The sequence below is a fragment of the Aerococcus vaginalis genome, assembly GCF_053762225.1.
The window spans coordinates 185,022-203,101 of the sequence record NZ_JBSMYC010000001.1; the positions used below are offsets into that span (position 1 = coordinate 185,022).

Below are 18,080 nucleotides of genomic sequence, written 5' to 3' on the forward strand. Positions count from 1 at the left end.
CTATGATTAACGGTGAATTTGTGCAAGAAAGGTGTTTCGCATTGATGAATAAGCAAAAAATGGAACGCTATGTTCCAATTGTTATGAAAACATTCCAAGATGCTGCAGTAGGTTCAAGTGCTGCTGAATTAGCATATTATTCACTGTTATCTTTATTACCAATTTTATTGTTATTGGCGAGTATTATTCCGTTGCTCCCATTTGATCACCAAGTGTTATTGAATATCTTGACAGAATTCGTGCCAGATCAAGTTGAGCCACTACTGTTACCAATTTTTTCCAGTTATCTAGAAACGGTGAGCACTGGAGCGATTTCTATTTCATTGGTTTTAGCAATCTGGTCGGCGTCCGCCGGTTTTTCCGCGTTGCAACGGACAATGAATCGTGTGTATCAGAAGCCAAGTGTTGGTAATCCGATTGTCGTCCGTTTGTTTTCTTTCTTAGTAACTGTGCTATTGGTAGCCGCTGTTGGTGCGATCGGTGTGGTATATATCTTTGGGGAAACGATCTTTATATGGCTAGATAATTACCTTCGTTTATCGGGCACATTAGTTAATCTCATTGGAAATATACTTTCTTTACAGTTGCCAATGATGTTTGTCACGTTGTTATTTATGTTTACATTCATTTACTGGTTCATTCCGAATGTTTATCGAAAGTTTCGCTATAGTTTTGCGGGAGCTGCTGTTGCTGCCGTACTATCACTTCTTTTGAGTATGCTATTTGGAGTATTCGTGCGTTTTCTTGGTGGTTCAAACGTCAGCAATACGACGCTAGGAATCTTTATCAGTTTGATGTTATATCTTTTCTTGAATGGGATTGTCATTATCATCGGTGCTATCGTTAACGTTATTTATTACCGTGTAGACCATTATCAAGATTTCTTCCGCAAAAATCGCACAACACATCGCTTTACAGATTCTAAGCATTTCAATCCAGTATATGCGGAACATCGACTGAAAGGTTCTGTTGACGCTGCGGTAGATCATCAAATGTATGGGAGGGATAATCGATGAAACGTGAACGCGAAATGCGGGGCGTTCGTGGAAAAAATACAGGCTTACGCAAGCATGAACGTTTAGATAAAACGGTTTTAATTACGGTCGGTTTACTCATGCTGGTTAGTCTCGTATCTATTTTTTCGACGACTTTCCTCTACAACGGGAATGCGTCATGGCGACAAACACTTTTACAATTTGTTTGGTTTGCGTTTGGTACAGGGTTTGCGTTATTAGCCATGCTATTGGATAAGAAAACGTGGTACCAACTAGCACCGATCGGTTACGCGTTCGGAATGTTACTGCTCATTCTCGTTTTATTTTTCTACAGTCGAACAATGGCGGCTTATACGGGGGCTAAAAGTTGGTTTGCTATCGGTAGTTTTACGTTCCAACCCTCTGAAATTGTTAAGTTTCTCTATTTATTAATGATGGCAAGGTTAGTTGATCAATATATGGATGACTGTGGGACGCAAGCATACGTCGATCATTCGGTGAAGTGGCAAGTGAAATGGGATCTTAAATTTATCGGGAAACTTACGCTATGGACACTACTCCCAATGGCGTTAGTGATCCTTCAAGGCGATTTAGGGACGACGCTCGTCTTTCTCGTTATGTATACAGGCTGTGTCTTCATTTCCGGTGTCAATTGGCGTATTATTTTGCCGATTGCTGTCACTTTAATTGTTATCTTTGGGCTATTACTATTCTTCGTGATTTATGATCGTGAAGTTTTGTACTACTTAGGATTTAAAGATTATCAATTTGCACGTATCGATTCTTGGTTACGTCCTTTCGACAATACACGTCAGGAAAGTTACCAGTTGAGTCAGAGTTTAAAAGCGATTGGTTCTGGTCAATTCTTTGGGAAGGGGCTCGGTAATTTTGAAGTGTACGTACCTGTGCGTGAGTCTGATATGATTTTTGCCACAATCGGTGAAAACTTCGGGTTCATTGGCGCCAGTGCAGTTCTATTAATGTTCTTTGTACTCTTGTTCCAGATGCTTTCTATTGCATACGATACGTACGATAGTTTCTGGATTACTGGTGTGACAGCCATTGCTGTGATGTTTGCTTTTCATATTATTGAAAATGTCGGCATGTCCATTGGTCTCTTGCCGTTAACGGGTATTCCGCTACCATTCATTTCGCAAGGTGGGTCCGCCATTATTATGAACATGTTGTGTGTAGGTTTTGTTTTATCGATCAAGTTCAACGACGGCTTATCAGAAAAACAATTATTGGAGCGTCCCGTGACGAAAAATATGCGCAAATTATCCAATTGGTCGGAGACGCATATTAATGCGAAAGTTCGCCAGTTTTTATAAAATGTCAGAATTGTATCATTATATTGTTTTCTATGATATGATACGTATTAATCATTACTTTACAGTAGAGTGGAGTGTTACGAATGACAGAAATTAATCATGAAGCAATTCGAGAAGATTTATACCAAGCGGTTAACGGTGAATGGATCGAACAGGCAGTAATTCCTGACGATAAACCAGCAGCCGGAGGTTTTCATGAACTGCGTGACAATATTGAAGAATTATTGATGGCGGATCTTGAAAAATTTGCGAAGGGTGACATTGCACCAGAAAATGATGATCAACGTGAAATGACGAAGTTCTATCAGCTAGCGCAAGACTTCGAGCGTCGCAATGCCGAGGGTGCTGAACCACTCCAAGCTGAAATGGATAAAATTATTGCATTGAATAGTATTGAAGATTTCCAATCATACGCTAAAGATGCTGTACTCGCTGGAAAATCCGTACCATTCGATATTGGTGTACAGCCAGATATGAAAAACACCGAAATCTATGAATTAATGCTGTCACAGCCATCAACGATTTTGCCGGACAAAAACTTCTACAATAATCCAAAGGGCGATCAATTACTAGACGTTTACCGTCAATGTATGACTGAATTACTGAAGCTTGCCGGATTTACCACTACGGATGCCGGTCTTTGGGTTCAGAAAGCGATCGAATTTGATGGTTTCATCTGGCCACGTACACGCAGTCACGAAGATATGGCTGACTATGTGAAAATGTACAACCCACGCACTTTGGATGAAGTTGAAGATTACGCTAAACATTTGTCTTTCACACAGTTATTTGAAGATTTAGTGGGTGACAAGCCAGAAAAAGTTGTGATTTCAACACCTGAATACTTTGAACGCTTCAATGAGATCTTGATACCAGAACATTTTGAAGCACTAAAAGGTTGGTTATTAGTTAACCTCATCAGCGGAGCATCTGGCATGCTTTCGGAAGAATTACGTCAAGCGGGGGCTCGTTTTGATTTAACGCTCTCCGGTAGTCCTGAAGCACCATCACAGATTAAGAATGCCTTTAATTTAACAACCACCGTATATGATCAAGTGATCGGATGTTACTACGGTAAGAAGTACTTTGGTCCAGAAGCGAGAAAAGACGTTGAAGAAATGGTGAAAGCCATGATTGAGGTATATAAGACACGTCTTTCTTCTAACGAATGGTTGTCAGAAGATACTATCGAAAAAGCCATTGTTAAATTGAATGCCATGGATATTCTGATCGGTTATCCAGATGATGCACCCGAAGTTTATCATCGTCTTACTGTTGATGAAGAAGCTTCGCTTTATGAGAATACGCGTCGCTTTAATGCGCTATTCATCCGCCGTGATTTCGATCGTTGGCACGATAAAGTAGACCCAACAGAATGGGGAATGAGTGCAGAAATGGTTAACGCTTATTACAATCCAAGCGGCAACTTAATCTGTTTCCCAGCTGCGATTCTACAAGCACCATTCTACAGTCTCGAACAGTCTGCGAGTGAAAACTTCGGTGGTATCGGTGCAGTGATCGGTCACGAAATCTCACACGCTTTTGATAATAACGGTGCGCAGTTTGATGAACATGGTAACCTGAACAATTGGTGGACGGATAATGACTATAAGGTCTTCCGCAAAAAATCTGAAGCCATGATTCAAGAGTTTGAAGGCTTGCCACTCGGTGATGGCCAAGTGAATGGTAAATTAACGGTTTCTGAAAATATTGCAGATGCTGGTGGATTAAATGCAGCATGGCGTGCGATGAGTGAAGATGAACGTGATGCCCAAGCATTCTTTATCAATTGGGCAAAAGTATGGTGCAGCAAGATGCGTCCAGAATATCAGGATATGTTATTGAATGTGGACGTGCATGCACCTGCTTACTGGCGTGCGAACAAACAGCCGCAGAATATGGATGCTTTCTATGAAGTATTTGATGTGCAACCAGGTGATCAAATGTACTTAGCACCTGAAAAACGTGTGGTTATCTGGTAATCTCATGTAACGATTGGAATAACTAAAGGTCGACGGTGGTGTCGACCTTTTTTTGACGGGAAGAGAAAGGAAGCATATGTCAGTATCAGATCATGAATTAATTAAAATTGCCTCAATGTACTATGAAGAAGGGATGACACAAGCAGCGATTGCTAAGGCGCGTGGCGTTTCACGCTCATTAATTGCCAAGTATTTAAAAGATGCGCGCGAACGTGGTGTGATTGAAGTAATTATCAAGAGCGAATCGATTTATACAGCCCATCTTGAGCGTCAACTTGAGCACCAGTTTGGCTTGAAAGAAGCGGTGGTAGTGGATACGAGCGATCTGAAATCAGAAGATATTAAAAAACGCGTGAGTCAACAGGCGGCGTTGTACCTAAAACACATCATTGCTGATTATCAACATATCGGTATCTCTTGGGGGAACTCACTCAGACATATGGTAGATGCTTTTCCATATGTGAATTGCCCAGAAGCTGAGGTGATTTCTTTAATTGGGGGACTGAGTGATGATTATTTCGATATACAGTCCAATCAGCTGTCTTACGATCTGGCTCGTAAAATGCGCTGCAAGGCGAAGTATCTTTATGCGCCGGCACTGGTTTCTAATCAAGGGATCCTCAATGAGCTAGCTGGTAATCATGCGATTCAGCGCGTCCTTGAAGAGGGTAAACATGTAGATCTCGCTTTAGTCGGTTTATCATCATTAGCTCAGGAGCAGAATATGCGCCGCATTGGTTACATTAATGATGAACAGTACGCACAATTGCAAGCGCAGGGAGCGCGAGGTGTTATTAATTCACGCTTTTACGATCAAAACGGGCAAGAGCTCGATAATGATGTCAATCGCTCCGTGCTTGGCATGACATTGGAAGATATTCAAGCGATTGGGAACGTAATGACGGTTGTATACGGCGACGAAAAAGCAGAAGCTGTACGTATCGCTTTGGATAATCATTTGGTAAAGACCATCGTTACCACCAACACCATTGCAGAACAGATTATTAACAAATAGATTTTTAACATTTGACAACAGCTTTGACAAATTACAAAAATTCCATTACAATACTAGTGAACTGAAATTTGGGAGGGATCAGTCATGATGAATTTTGATTCTGAAGAATACTTAAAACAAGTTGATGCTTGGTGGCGCGCCGCTAACTTTTTGGGCGTTACCGAAATGTATTTAAAAGATAATGCACTATTAAAACGTCCATTACAACCATCCGATGTAAAAAGAAATCCGATTGGTCACTGGGGGACGCTCGCTAACCAGAACTTTATCTATGCCCATTTGAACCGTGTCATCAATAAATACGACCTCAATATGTCTTACTTTGAAGGCCCAGGTCACGGTGGCCAGGTAATGGTTGCGAATTCTTACTTAGATGGCTCTTACACTGAACGTTACCCTGAATATACGCAGGATGAAGCGGGATTGAACAAGTTCAATAAGCACTTCTCATTCCCAGGAGGTATTGGATCACACGCAACAGCTCAAACACCGGGTTCAATTCACGAAGGTGGGGAACTCGGTTACGTCTTGAGTCATGCTGCGGGGGCAGTGCTCGATCATCCAGATCAAATTGCAGCAGCGGTGATCGGTGACGGTGAGTCTGAAAGTGGTCCACTTCAAGCTGGTTGGTTGATCAACGTTTTACTGAATCCGGTAAACGACGGGGTTGTATTACCAATTTGGAACTTGAACGGTGCTAAAATTGCGAACCCAACCATTTTTACACGTAAATCTGATGAAGAATTACGTCTTTACCTTGAAGGCTTAGGATGGAAACCATACTTCGTTGAAGGTGAAGATCCAGAGAAAATTCACCCGATCATGGCGGAAACGATGGACAAGATTGTTGAAGAAATTCAATCCATCAAAGAAGAAGCGACTAAGAAACCAGCTTCTGAACAGACGATGCCACATTGGCCAGTATTGGTATTACGCACACCTAAAGGATGGACAGGTCCTAAAGGTAGTGATCATGAACGTATTGAAGGTGGTTACCGTGCACACCAAGTGCCGATTGCCGTTTCTGAAAATGACTTTGGACGTGCAGAAGAATTAGAAGCATGGTTGAAATCATACCGTCCAGAAGAATTATTTGATGCTGAGGGCCGTCCAAAAGAAATTTTGACATCAATTGCACCGCAAGGCACCAAACGTATGGCGATGAACCCACTTGTTAATGGTGGAATCGATCCTAAGCCATTGGTTTTACCAGACTGGAAAGATTTAGCTATCGATGTCTCTGAACGTGGTAAAGTGGATAACTCCGACATGACATCGCTGGGTGAGTACTTCGCAAAAGTTATTGAAGCAAATCCGGACAACTTCCGTATGTTCTCACCAGACGAAAATGACTCTAACCGCTTGAGTGCAGTATGGCGTGTCACACAACGTCAATGGTTAGAAGGTATCAAAGCAGATTACGATTCTAACATCAGTTCAGAAGGTCGTGTCATTGACTCACAGCTTTCTGAACACCAAGCAGAAGGTTTGTTGGAAACATATACGATGACAGGACGTTACGGTATCTTTGATTCATACGAATCATTCTTACGTGTCGTTGACTCAATGATTACGCAGCATTTCAAATTTATGCGTCAGTCTGACGAATTGGAATGGCGTCAACCGTACAATGCGTTGAACTTGATCTCAACATCGTATGCGTTCCAACAGGATCACAATGGCTACACGCATCAGGATCCAGGTATCTTGACACACTTATCTGAGAAGCAGCCGAAATTCATTCGTGAATACTTGCCAGCAGATACCAATACGATGCTTGCCTTGATGAAAGAAAATGTCTTAGATACGAAGCAACGTATCAACTTAGTCGTTGGTTCTAAACATTTACGTCCACAATTCTATTCTATTGAAGAAGCTGAACAGCTAGCTAAAGACGGTTTGATGGTGGTCGATTGGGCATCTACCGATAATGGTGAAAAACCAGACATTGTTTTCGCTGCATCAGGTGTGGAATCAAATATGGAAGCTCTCGCAGCGATTCAAATTTTGAACGCAGCATTCCCAGATTTGAAGATCCGTTATATCTATGTTCAGGATGTATTGAAATTGCGTCATCCATCTGACGACCCACGTGGTCTTGATGATGAAACGTTCGATAAATTCTTTACTGCTGATGTCCCTGTAATCTTTAGTTTCCACGGTTACACGGACATGATCAAATTAGCGTTCTTCAAGCGCCACAATCGTTCATTATACGTTCACGGCTACTTAGAAGAAGGGGATATTACAACGCCTTTCGATATGCGTGTACTTAATGAATTAGATCGTTTCCACTTAGCAAAACAGGCAGCGGAAATTATCTACGGTTCAGAAGAGCAAGCTTTTATCGATGAACAAGCAGCACTGCTTGCTAAACACCGTAAATATATCCGTGAATATGGCGAAGACCTCCCAGAAGTGAAGGATTGGAAGTTTAAACCTTTGTCTAATGCGAATGACCAATAATAACTAATATCTATCACTCATAACAACACAACAAATACTTAACAAACCTAACAACAAAAACAATACAAACAACACAGAAAAGGCTCCTGCGCTGATTGCAGGAGCCTTTTTTGGTTAGTTGATCACTCATCTAAGTGACGTAATGGATAGGGGTCATCACCGAGTTGATGTGTACTGGCATAGCGATACACGTTCGGTGCGGTGAGAATGACAAATAAGAAGACGAAGCCTGTTTGGAACCATAGAATAGGCACATCCATAATTCCGTGCACAAGCACGCAAGCGATCATACTACAATAGAGTGCGAGCTGTGGCCTGAGTGTCGGATAGGCACGTAGCGCATTAATTAAGCGAGTCATATGTACAACTGGCATGGCGAATAGGGATGAACCGATGACACCAAAACTCAATAAGATCTCAAGATAGAGATTATGAGAATGGGGTTTGAAAGGATAACCATAATACGTTGATAAATGCATATATGGCATGAATCCTTGGCCAAACCAAAAATTATCGCGAATACCTCGTAAGGCATTGATCCAGATACTTATACGATCGGCGAGCGCCCATTCAATACTATCAATACGTGGCAAGTAACCGAGGATACCAGCAATCACAAGTAGCAGTGCGACAGCACCGACACCGCCGATCGCTTGCTTCTTATATCCAGTAATGTATAGGAAGATGAACATGACGACTGGGATGACCATGAATGGTGTTCGGCTACCAGTCAGTAACACTGCTGTCACGTTTAGACTACCAATTAGTAGATAAGCGAGTTTATGCTTTTTATTCTTGGATTCGACAAAACGATAAATGATAGCGGTTAGGAAAAATTCCAGCATCATTGCGTAGTAATTCGGATTAAAAAAGGTTGCTTCGGAACGATTACTCCATGTACGTGCTAAAGCTTCAGAGATGAATGTATAGTTCCACTGCGGAATAACCTTTAGGTACTCAAGTATTGCAAATACGGATAGCAGCATACTAGCGCCAACGAGGAAATCGATTAGCGTTTCTAGAAAGGACGGCCGTACATTTTTCGTATAGTAATTGAAAAATATCATCGCAACGAGTACAGCGAGTGAAACAAGCACACCGGCCGCATTCAAATTAATAATCGCGATGACCAAACTATAGAAAATAAATAACCAGAGAATGGTTTCGAGTGGTTGTTCAGGCAGCAAACTGTCTGAGAGCATATGTGAAAAGAATAGGATCGCTAAGATAACCAAAAAAATGATCAATCCCATATAAAAGGGTAGCATTAACCCAATTAATAATAAGATCAGCAAGATATGCTGTAAATGCCACGACAATTTTGGTTCCATGAAACAATTAGCCACCTTTTGCGTAAAAATAATCGGTCCTATCTACTTTACTCGATTTTTAGTGAATCGGCAAAGTGTTTTTGATAATTTTCAAGGAATATTAAGAAATGATTGTGAAAACTTCTCTTGAAAATTATTGAATGAAAATGTGTTACACTAGGAGCGAGGTGAAATATATGAAGACATATGATTTTATCGTTATCGGCGGCGGGAGTGGGGGAATTGCCTCTGCTAACCGTGCTGCTGAATATGGCGCAAAGTCATTAATTATTGAGGAAGATGCAGTCGGTGGGACATGTGTAAACCGTGGTTGTGTTCCTAAAAAGATTGCTTGGTTTGGTTCACAATTGATAAATAATACGCGTTTATACGCTGCAGATTTCGGGATTACATCCACTATTGATGGCTTTGACTATCATGTAATGAAGAAGAATCGTGAAGCATATATTGCACGTACGCATCAATCATATTTTAATGGTTTTGAATCCCGCGGTACTGAATTTTTGAAAGGTCATGCTGAATTTGTAGATAATCATACGCTTCGTGTCGGAGATGAGACTTATACAGCACCACATATCGCCATCACAGCTGGTTCACATATTGCCTTGCCAGATGAGGAAGGAATTGAGTATGTAGAGACTTCTGATGATTTCTTTACGTGGGAGGACTTACCAGAATCTGTGGTATTAGTCGGTGCAGGTTATGTGGCGTTGGAAATTGCCGGCTTGTTAAATGGGCTTGGTGTTGATACGACCTTAGTTATTCGCCATGACTTACCAATGCGTAGTTTCGATCAAGAAATTATTGAGAAATTGGTTGAGCATATGGAAGGTGCTGGTATTCATATCTTGAAGAACCACAATGTGTCCAGCATTAAACAACAAGATAAAGGCTACACCGTCGCATTTGAAGAAGGTGACAGCGTCGATGCCGAACGGGTCTTGTATGCCGTTGGACGTCGACCAAATACAGATCGAATCGGTATTGAAAATACAGATGTGGAGTTAACGGAATGCGGTCACGTGAAAGTTAATGCGTATCACCGTACGAACGTTGAAGGTGTTTATGCCTTAGGGGATATTATCGGTAAAGCTGACTTGACCCCAGTCGCTATTAAAGCGGGACGTACGTTGGCGGATGAACTATTTAATGATGCTGAACCTTTCCGTGTGGATTATGAAGGTGTACCAACTGTACTCTTCACGCACCCAGAAATTGGTAAAGTTGGATTGAGTGAAGAACAGGCGCGTGAGAAATATGCCGACCAACCAATTAAAGTCTATCGTAGTCGCTTTACAACAATGCGTACCGGCTTAGGTGATCATCGTGAGCAGACGATTATGAAGCTTGTTACGGTCGGTGAAGATGAACGTGTCGTTGGACTCTGGGGCATCGGTAGCGATGTCGCTGAAATGATTGAAGGCTTCGCTGTAGCGATTCAGATGGGCGCAACGAAAGCGGACTTTGACCGTACTATTGCAATTCATCCAACCAGCAGTGAAGAATTTGTTACGATGCGCTAATATAACGAAAGATAAAAAACATACAAAAAATGCGAGAGGAGTCATCAGCTCTTCTCGCATTTTCTTTTATCTCAGTATTTAACTATTAATTATTAATGTTCAGCACGTTCAGCGTAGCCAGAAGCACGCATAATCCATTTAATCACTTCGACGTATACCAGGATAGATGCGGCAGAAAGAATAATAACTAACCACATTTTACCAGCCATTGGGTCATCAATGAGATGGTTTGTACCAAAGATATCGTTGATACCAGGTACAAACACAGTCACTAACAAGAGTAATGTAGAAACTACAATACCAATGTTAAATGACTTGTTGTCGAATGGATTCTTCGCAAACAATGACTTAAACACAGACTTACAGTTGAAAGCGTGGACTAACTGAATGAAACATAGGGTCATAAAGGCCATTGCTTCAGCGTCAGGATAGATACCATCAATCATTTCGACATTTAAAATGTTGAGGGCGAACCAGTAAACGAAGAGAGTAATACCACCTTCGTACAATCCTTGATAGAAGATACTTGGCATAACACCTCGAGATAGAAGGTTAGTTTTCTGTCCGCGAGGTTCATGTTCCATCACATCATTTTCAGCTTTTTCAAGTCCGAGAGCAATTGCAGGGAACGTATCAGTTACCAAGTTAATCCATAAAATATGAATTGGTTCCAAAATTTCCCAACCGATCAATGTTGCAACACCGATTGTCAATACCTCACCTAAGTTAGCAGATAATAGGTATTGCACAGCTTTTTGGATATTGGAGAAGACTTTACGTCCTTCTTCAACAGCAGTAACGATAGTTGCAAAGTTATCATCCGCTAAGACCATATCGGAAGCACCTTTAGATACTTCTGTACCCGTGATACCCATACCGATACCGATATCAGCTTGCTTCAAGGATGGCGCGTCGTTAACACCGTCACCAGTCATGGCTACAATCTTGTTGTGTTTGTCAGACTGCCATGCTTTAACGATACGAACTTTGTGCTCAGGTGCGACACGTGCGTAAACTTTATATTCAGCCACGCGTTCTTGAAGCTCTTCGTCAGAAAGTTTATCGAGTTCTTTACCTGTCATAACAACGTCTTCAAAGGCGTCGCTTTCTTCAGCAATACCGAGACGTTTAGCAATCGCAAAAGCTGTCACAGGGTGGTCCCCAGTAATCATTACCACGCGAATACCTGCACTGTTTGCTTGCGCGATGGCATCTTTAGCTTCTGGACGTTCAGGGTCGATTTCCCCAACCATACCTGCAAAGATCAAGTCGCGTTCTTCCTCTTCGGAGATGTACTTATCTTTTTCTTCAGGGATGAACTTAAATGCCATTGCTAACACGCGGAAAGCGTCCTGTGCCAACTCTTCATTTTGTTTCAAGATTTGGTCACGGACGTCATCTGTCAAAGGCTCAACCTTACCGTTGTGGTAGTACTGCGTACAGTTGTCGAGTAGGACATCCGGCGCACCTTTTGTCATGACAACGAACTTACCGTTAGATTCATCTTCAGCTTTCGCTGGGTGAATCGTTGTTGACATTTTACGCGCAGAATCGAAAGCGATCTCGCCAACACGTGGGCGTTCATCGAGCGCAGCTTTGAGGTCAAAGCCTTTATCAATACCGAATTGGATCATTGCTGTTTCTGTTGGGTCACCAGCTAATGAACCGTCGTTACTTATGGTTGTATCGTTTGCGAAGTTCATAATTTTGAAGATTGGTTCATCGAAATCAATATCTTCGTTCGCATCGTGAAGTTCACCATTGTAGTAAACTTTTTCGATGGTCATCTTGTTCTGTGTTAGGGTACCTGTTTTGTCTGAGGCAATGACCTGTGTACCACCGAGCGTTTCAACAGCTGGTAATTTACGTACCAGGGCATTGCGGTCAGCCATTTTTTGCGTACCCAAAGCCAAGATAATCGTAGAGATGGCTGGTAAACCTTCTGGTAAAGCAGCCACTGCAACGGAAATAGCAGTCAATAACATACTAATCCATTCGCGACCTTCCAATACACCGATACCGAAGATTACGACGGAGATGATCACGATCGCCCATGTTAAGAAGCGGGTCAAACGTGCCATATCACGCTGTAGTGGTGTTTGTTTCTCTTCAGAGTTTTCAATCATCGTAGCGATATTACCGACTTCGGTATCCATACCCGTAGCGGTTACTACACCGATACCACGACCGTATGTCACGTTTGTTGAAGAGAATGCCATATTAATACGGTCACCGATACCAGCCTCAGCATCAACAACGTTAGTATCTTTGTCGACTGGTACAGATTCACCGGTCAATGCAGCTTCTTCAACTTGTAGTGAATTAGATGTAATCAAACGCATATCTGCTGGTACAATATCCCCAGCTTCTAACACCACGATATCACCAGGTACAATATTTCTAGAGTCAATTGACTTAGTGTCACCATCACGTCTTACTTTTGCTTTAGGTGATGACATCTCACGTAATGAATTAATCGCATCTTCTGCACGGTTTTCTTGGATAACCCCCAATACCGCATTGATAATAACAACGATTAAAATAACGATTGCGTCAACTAACCCATGAAGTCCTTCTAAAACAACGGATAGTGCAGCGGCGATTAATAAGATGATAATCATCGCATCTTTAAACTGATCGATGAATTTCTGGAAGGTAGAACGCGTTTCGCCTTCTTGAATCTCATTAGTCCCGTATTTTTCTTTACGTTGCTCGACTTCACTACTAGATAGACCCTCTTCAGTAACATCGAAGGCCTTCAATGCAGCATCAGCTTCAACGGTAAAATACTTTTCATTAGACGATTCTGTTGCCATTCCACATCACTCCTTTTCCTTATATACAAATTTAGATTTAAGATAAAAAATGACCTGCGATACCCACCGATCGGATATCGCAGGTCTTACCTTTTCAGATAGTACCAGCAGTAAAAACTGCATGTTATTGTTGATACTATCGCAGCATAACTGCTGGTTACTCCCCTACAAGATTTCTTATCTATCATCTTGGGTATTGTAGCAGAAAATACGTAAAAAACCAATTAAAATTGTATTATAATGACAAAGTGTTAGTTAAGGAGTACAAAATTTAGAGTGGAGGTAGGCAGTAGCTTATGGATTATGATACAGCAGTTAAAGCGATGAATATTCCAGATCACCCGGAACAACGCCAAGGGATGACAGAGATTCGTCGTGCGTGCGATATTTTAGGTGAACCGCAAAACCGTATCAAAACAATTCACATTGCAGGAACAAATGGTAAAGGATCGACCGCTAAAATGATGCAGACGGTTTTGGAAAATGCTGGCTATCGTGTTGGACTTTTTACATCACCATCGCTCTATGAATTCAATGAACGTATACGTATTAATGAAACATATATTTCTGATGCAGATATTGCACGCTACTCTGATGAAATGCGTGAACAATTAGTACCAGAAAATGTACAACTCAGTGAGTTTGAGTGGTTCACTGTTTTGGCATTTTGGTATTTCTATCGCAAGCAAGTGGATGTTGCGATTATAGAAGTCGGTCTTGGGGGATTACTCGATGCAACAAATGTTATCGATCAACCGTTAGTTTCGGTTATTACACACATTGGATACGACCATATGGAAATTTTAGGTGAGACGATTGAAGCCATTGCTGAACAAAAAGCAGGCATTATCAAGTCGCACGTACCCGTTGTGTGTTACCCACAGGATGAAGAGGTGATGCATGTTATCCGTACGACAGCTGAATCTCATCAATCGGAATATATTGTCCCGGATCATGAGCAGTTAACGATTCATGCGCAAACGGTTGCTGGCCAAACCTTTGACTATAAAGAACTATCTGAGCTCCAATTAAACTTATTGGGCGATCATCAGATCATCAATGCGCTTACAGCAATTGAGACATTACAATTATTGAATGAGAAGGGGATTTTTGATATTTCTTCTGAGCATATTCATACTGGTATTCGCAACACGCGTTGGCCGGGACGTATGGAGTGCGTGAATGAACAGCCGTTGATTATTGTTGATGGTGCACATAATCCTCAGGGTATCGAAGCTTTGGTGCACACTTTGAAACAATATTACAGTGATAGGCGCATTATTGGTGTGACTGCTACGATGAAGGAAAAAGCTATTGATGATATGATACCGCAGATGGCGCCGCTGATTGATGAGTATTATGTACTATCAGTTCAGGATTTACCGCGCAGCCTAGATCCTAGCATATTAAAGGAAAAAATTAGTGCTTATTCTGATCGTCCTGTGCATGTCTGTGATTCTGTGTCGACAGCATTTGAGCAAGCAATGACGCATTTGCAATCCGATGACTTGTTGCTATGTTACGGCTCTTTATACTTAATCAGCGATTTTCGAGAAGAGGTCACAAAATGGCAAAAGCAAAAAGAAAATTAAAGGATTAATCAATATTATTTGACCATTATTGACTAATTAGCTATACTAACTCATGTAGTAATCGATTTAAGGAGGAATAACCGATGAATTTAGTTCCAACAGTTATTGAACAATCATCTCGTGGGGAACGTGCTTATGACATTTACTCACGTTTATTAAAAGACCGTATTATTATGTTGAGTGGCGAAGTTAATGATGACCTCGCTAACTCAATTATTGCACAGTTACTATTCCTAGATGCCCAATCTCCAGATAAAGATATTTATCTCTACATTAACTCCCCAGGTGGATCAGTAACAGCTGGCTTGGCCATTTACGATACGATGCAATTCATTAATTCTGATGTTGTAACTATCGTAACAGGTATGGCCGCATCGATGGGATCTATTTTCTTAATGGCTGGTACTAAGGGTAAACGCTATGCATTACCTAATTCAGAAGTACTCATCCACCAACCATTGGGCGGTGCACAAGGTCAGGCGACAGAAATTGAAATCGCAGCAGAGCATATCCTAAAAACGAAGAAGAACTTACACCGTATTATTTCTGAATCCACGGGTAAATCTATAGAAGAAGTTGAAAAGGATACCGATCGTGACCACTGGCTAACGGCAGAAGAAGCCAAGGAATACGGTATTATTGACCACATCATGGTTAATAATAGTGAATTAAAAGAAAACTAATTGATCTTCATCAAACGCGTGTTGCATGTGCAATGCGCGTTTTTTCGTGAAAAAACTTGCAACTCTGAACAAGAGTTGATATACTAAACGTGTGAATGAGAGGAGCTTCGACTCTTCAAAAAATTTTCACACTGCTGGTCAAAAAATGACCTATAGGACAACATCTGCCCACGACATTACAGAGAGTGATAGAATGAATGCGGATTTTGAAAATCTAACAACGATTGTGCCGGAGTTATCGGCAGCCTATCAACGGCGAATGAAGGTTCTTCAAACAGTGATTCGATACGGCCCAATTGGACGTAAGTTACTTGCAGAAATGCTTGAAGTGACGGAGCGTCCGCTCAGGAAGGATATCGACCTATTGAAGAAGCAGGGGCTAATTTCAGTTACAGTCAACGGCATGACGATTACGGAGAGTGGTCGCCAGCTAGTCGCTGAGTTAGTGCTCTTCGATTCAGGTTCTCAAATGACAAATCATCGTCTCGAGCAGGCTTGCCGTCAACGATTCGATCACTCTGAATTTTATGTAATTTCTAGTGATGCTTCAGATGCGGTAGGTATTTGGTCACAGATGGGGATTGCAGTGTCTAGATATATGGATCGGATGCTCGATGCTGGGCACTGCACGATCGCTGTGGCTGGTGGGACAACACTCAGTCAAATGGTCTCAAAAATTTCTGGAGATTTATTGCGACAGAATCGCACGTTTGACGTCGTCGCAGCACGTGGTGGTTTGCCGGAAACGACTGATATACAGGCTAATACAATCACAGAACGATTAGCAGACTGTTTGAACGGTCAGGCACACGTGTTATATAGCCCAGAAATGATGAGTGAAGAGAGCGTTAAAGTGTTAGAGCGTGAACCTGCAATCGGGGAAACACTACAATTACTGAAACGCTCAGATGTTGTACTCTATGGTGTTGGTGATGCACATCAGATGGCATCACGACGTCACTTGTCAACGTCAGTTATTGAAGAGATCACCCAGCAAAATGCGGTTGGTGAGGTGTTCGGTAGTTTCTTTGACAAGCAGGGTAATATCCTATACAGTATTCCTAGAATTGGGATGCATTTAGAGGACTTGCAGTCAGTTGCATTACCTATTCTAGTGGCAGTCGGTCAGGAAAAAGCTGATGCCTTGGCTGCTTATTTACGGCTCGCACCGCCACAATCGGTAATTTTTATCGATGAAACGTGCGCTCAATCGGTTTTAAATGGGGAGACCCATCTAAAATAAAATGTTTATTGCATGTTAATTTTCTTAAGGAGGAAATTCATTCATGGTTAGAGTAGCAATCAATGGTTTTGGACGTATCGGACGCTTGGCATTCCGTCGTATTACTGAAGTTTCTAGCGACATCGAAGTTGTTGCAATCAACGACTTGACCGCTCCAGAAGACTTAGCTTACTTGTTGAAATATGACACAGCTCACGGACGTTTCGAACACGACATCGAAGCTAAAGATGACGCTTTAGTTGTAGACGGCAAAGAAGTTAAAGTATTCGCAGAACGCGATGCTGCTAACTGCCCATGGGGAGACTTGGACATTGACATCGTGTTGGAATCAACTGGTTTCTACACTTCAGCTGAAAAATCTCAAGCTCACTTAGACGCAGGTGCTAAGAAAGTCTTGATCTCTGCTCCAGCTAAAGATGATGTAACTAAGACTATCGTTTACGGTGTTAACAACGACATCATCACTGCTGATGACAAGATCATCTCTGCAGCTTCATGTACTACAAACTGCTTGGCTCCAGTAGTTAACGCTTTGGAAAAAGAATTCGGTGTTAAAGTTGGTAACATGTCAACTATCCACTCTTACACTTCTACCCAAGCACTTCAGGACAAACCAGGTGGACGTAAAAACCGTGCAGGTGCTGCCAACATTATCCCAGCTTCTACTGGTGCCGCTAAAGCAACTGGTAAAGTTATCCCTAGCGTAAACGGTAAAGTTGACGGTGCAGCATTCCGTGTACCTACAATTACTGGTTCTATTTGTACCTTCTACTGTGTATTAGGTAAACAAGACTTAACTGCTGAAGAAATCAACGCAGCTGTTAAGAAATATGCTAACGAAGCATTTGCTTACACTGAAGACGAAATCGTTTCTTCTGATGTAATCAGTACTCAAGTTGGTTCTATCTTCGACGCTACCCAAACAACTGTATTGACAGCTGATGACGGTACTCAATTAGTTGAAGTTGCTGCTTGGTACGACAACGAATCTGGATTCACTGCGAACATGGTTCGTACGCTTGAAGAATTCGGTTCACAAGCTTAATTTCGATAAGATAGCTTGACACACAACGAAAAGCGGGAAGCTTCGCGCTTCTCGCTTT

General features: G+C 41.7%; 12 protein-coding genes. 10 read left to right on the top strand and 2 right to left on the bottom strand.

Annotated elements, in window-relative coordinates; all coding sequences use genetic code 11:
* The first annotated feature begins 44 nt into the window (after positions 1–44).
* The 5 genes from ACWOEX_RS00940 (at position 45) to ACWOEX_RS00960 (ending at position 7,789) form a co-directional block, all read left to right on the top strand.
* Positions 45–1,016 (top strand): YihY/virulence factor BrkB family protein, encoded by a 972-nt coding sequence (locus ACWOEX_RS00940; protein WP_455297390.1) that lies wholly within the window; start codon positions 45–47, stop codon positions 1,014–1,016.
* Positions 1,013–2,326, top strand: a complete 1,314-nt coding sequence (locus ACWOEX_RS00945) for an FtsW/RodA/SpoVE family cell cycle protein (protein ID WP_455297391.1) — start codon at positions 1,013–1,015, stop codon at positions 2,324–2,326. The genes ACWOEX_RS00940 and ACWOEX_RS00945 overlap by 4 nt, the downstream gene beginning before the upstream one ends.
* Before the next feature lie 83 nt (positions 2,327–2,409).
* The gene (locus ACWOEX_RS00950) at positions 2,410–4,308 is read left to right on the top strand and encodes a M13 family metallopeptidase (protein ID WP_455297392.1); all 1,899 of its coding nucleotides are present in this window, start codon (positions 2,410–2,412) and stop codon (positions 4,306–4,308) included.
* A gap of 76 nt (positions 4,309–4,384) precedes the next feature.
* Entirely contained in the window at positions 4,385–5,323 is a 939-nt protein-coding gene (locus ACWOEX_RS00955) for a sugar-binding transcriptional regulator (RefSeq protein ID WP_455297393.1), read from the top strand.
* Positions 5,324–5,410: 87 nt separating this feature from the next.
* Positions 5,411–7,789 carry a phosphoketolase family protein gene (locus tag ACWOEX_RS00960; protein WP_455297644.1) on the top strand — a complete coding sequence of 793 codons (2,379 nt, stop codon included), beginning with the start codon at positions 5,411–5,413 and terminating at the stop codon, positions 7,787–7,789.
* Positions 7,790–7,911: 122 nt separating this feature from the next.
* Here ACWOEX_RS00960 and ACWOEX_RS00965 read toward each other — a convergent pair whose 3' ends face one another.
* Positions 7,912–9,120, bottom strand: a complete 1,209-nt coding sequence (locus ACWOEX_RS00965; RefSeq protein ID WP_455297394.1) for an O-antigen ligase family protein — start codon at positions 9,118–9,120, stop codon at positions 7,912–7,914.
* 176 nt (positions 9,121–9,296) lie between these two features.
* Between ACWOEX_RS00965 and gorA the strand changes: the two genes are divergently transcribed.
* Complete coding sequence (gene gorA / locus ACWOEX_RS00970) at positions 9,297–10,643, top strand: glutathione-disulfide reductase (RefSeq protein WP_455297395.1); 1,347 nt, start codon at positions 9,297–9,299, stop codon at positions 10,641–10,643.
* A 92-nt stretch (positions 10,644–10,735) separates the two neighbouring features.
* Here the strand turns inward: gorA and ACWOEX_RS00975 are convergent, their stop codons facing one another.
* Positions 10,736–13,459 carry a cation-translocating P-type ATPase gene (locus tag ACWOEX_RS00975; protein WP_455297396.1) on the bottom strand — a complete coding sequence of 908 codons (2,724 nt, stop codon included), beginning with the start codon at positions 13,457–13,459 and terminating at the stop codon, positions 10,736–10,738.
* Between the two features lie 296 nt (positions 13,460–13,755).
* Between ACWOEX_RS00975 and ACWOEX_RS00980 the strand changes: the two genes are divergently transcribed.
* The 4 genes from ACWOEX_RS00980 to gap all read left to right on the top strand — a co-directional run bounded on the left by ACWOEX_RS00980 (position 13,756) and on the right by gap (position 18,022).
* Entirely contained in the window at positions 13,756–15,051 is a 1,296-nt protein-coding gene (locus ACWOEX_RS00980; protein ID WP_455297397.1) for a bifunctional folylpolyglutamate synthase/dihydrofolate synthase, read from the top strand.
* An 83-nt stretch (positions 15,052–15,134) separates the two neighbouring features.
* Positions 15,135–15,734 (top strand): ATP-dependent Clp endopeptidase proteolytic subunit ClpP, encoded by a 600-nt coding sequence (gene clpP / locus ACWOEX_RS00985; protein WP_455297398.1) that lies wholly within the window; start codon positions 15,135–15,137, stop codon positions 15,732–15,734.
* A 193-nt stretch (positions 15,735–15,927) separates the two neighbouring features.
* The gene (locus ACWOEX_RS00990; protein ID WP_455297399.1) at positions 15,928–16,977 is read left to right on the top strand and encodes a sugar-binding transcriptional regulator; all 1,050 of its coding nucleotides are present in this window, start codon (positions 15,928–15,930) and stop codon (positions 16,975–16,977) included.
* A 43-nt stretch (positions 16,978–17,020) separates the two neighbouring features.
* Positions 17,021–18,022, top strand: coding sequence for a type I glyceraldehyde-3-phosphate dehydrogenase (gene gap, locus ACWOEX_RS00995; RefSeq protein WP_455297400.1), 1,002 nt, complete (start codon positions 17,021–17,023; stop codon positions 18,020–18,022).
* The last annotated feature ends 58 nt before the right edge of the window (positions 18,023–18,080 follow it).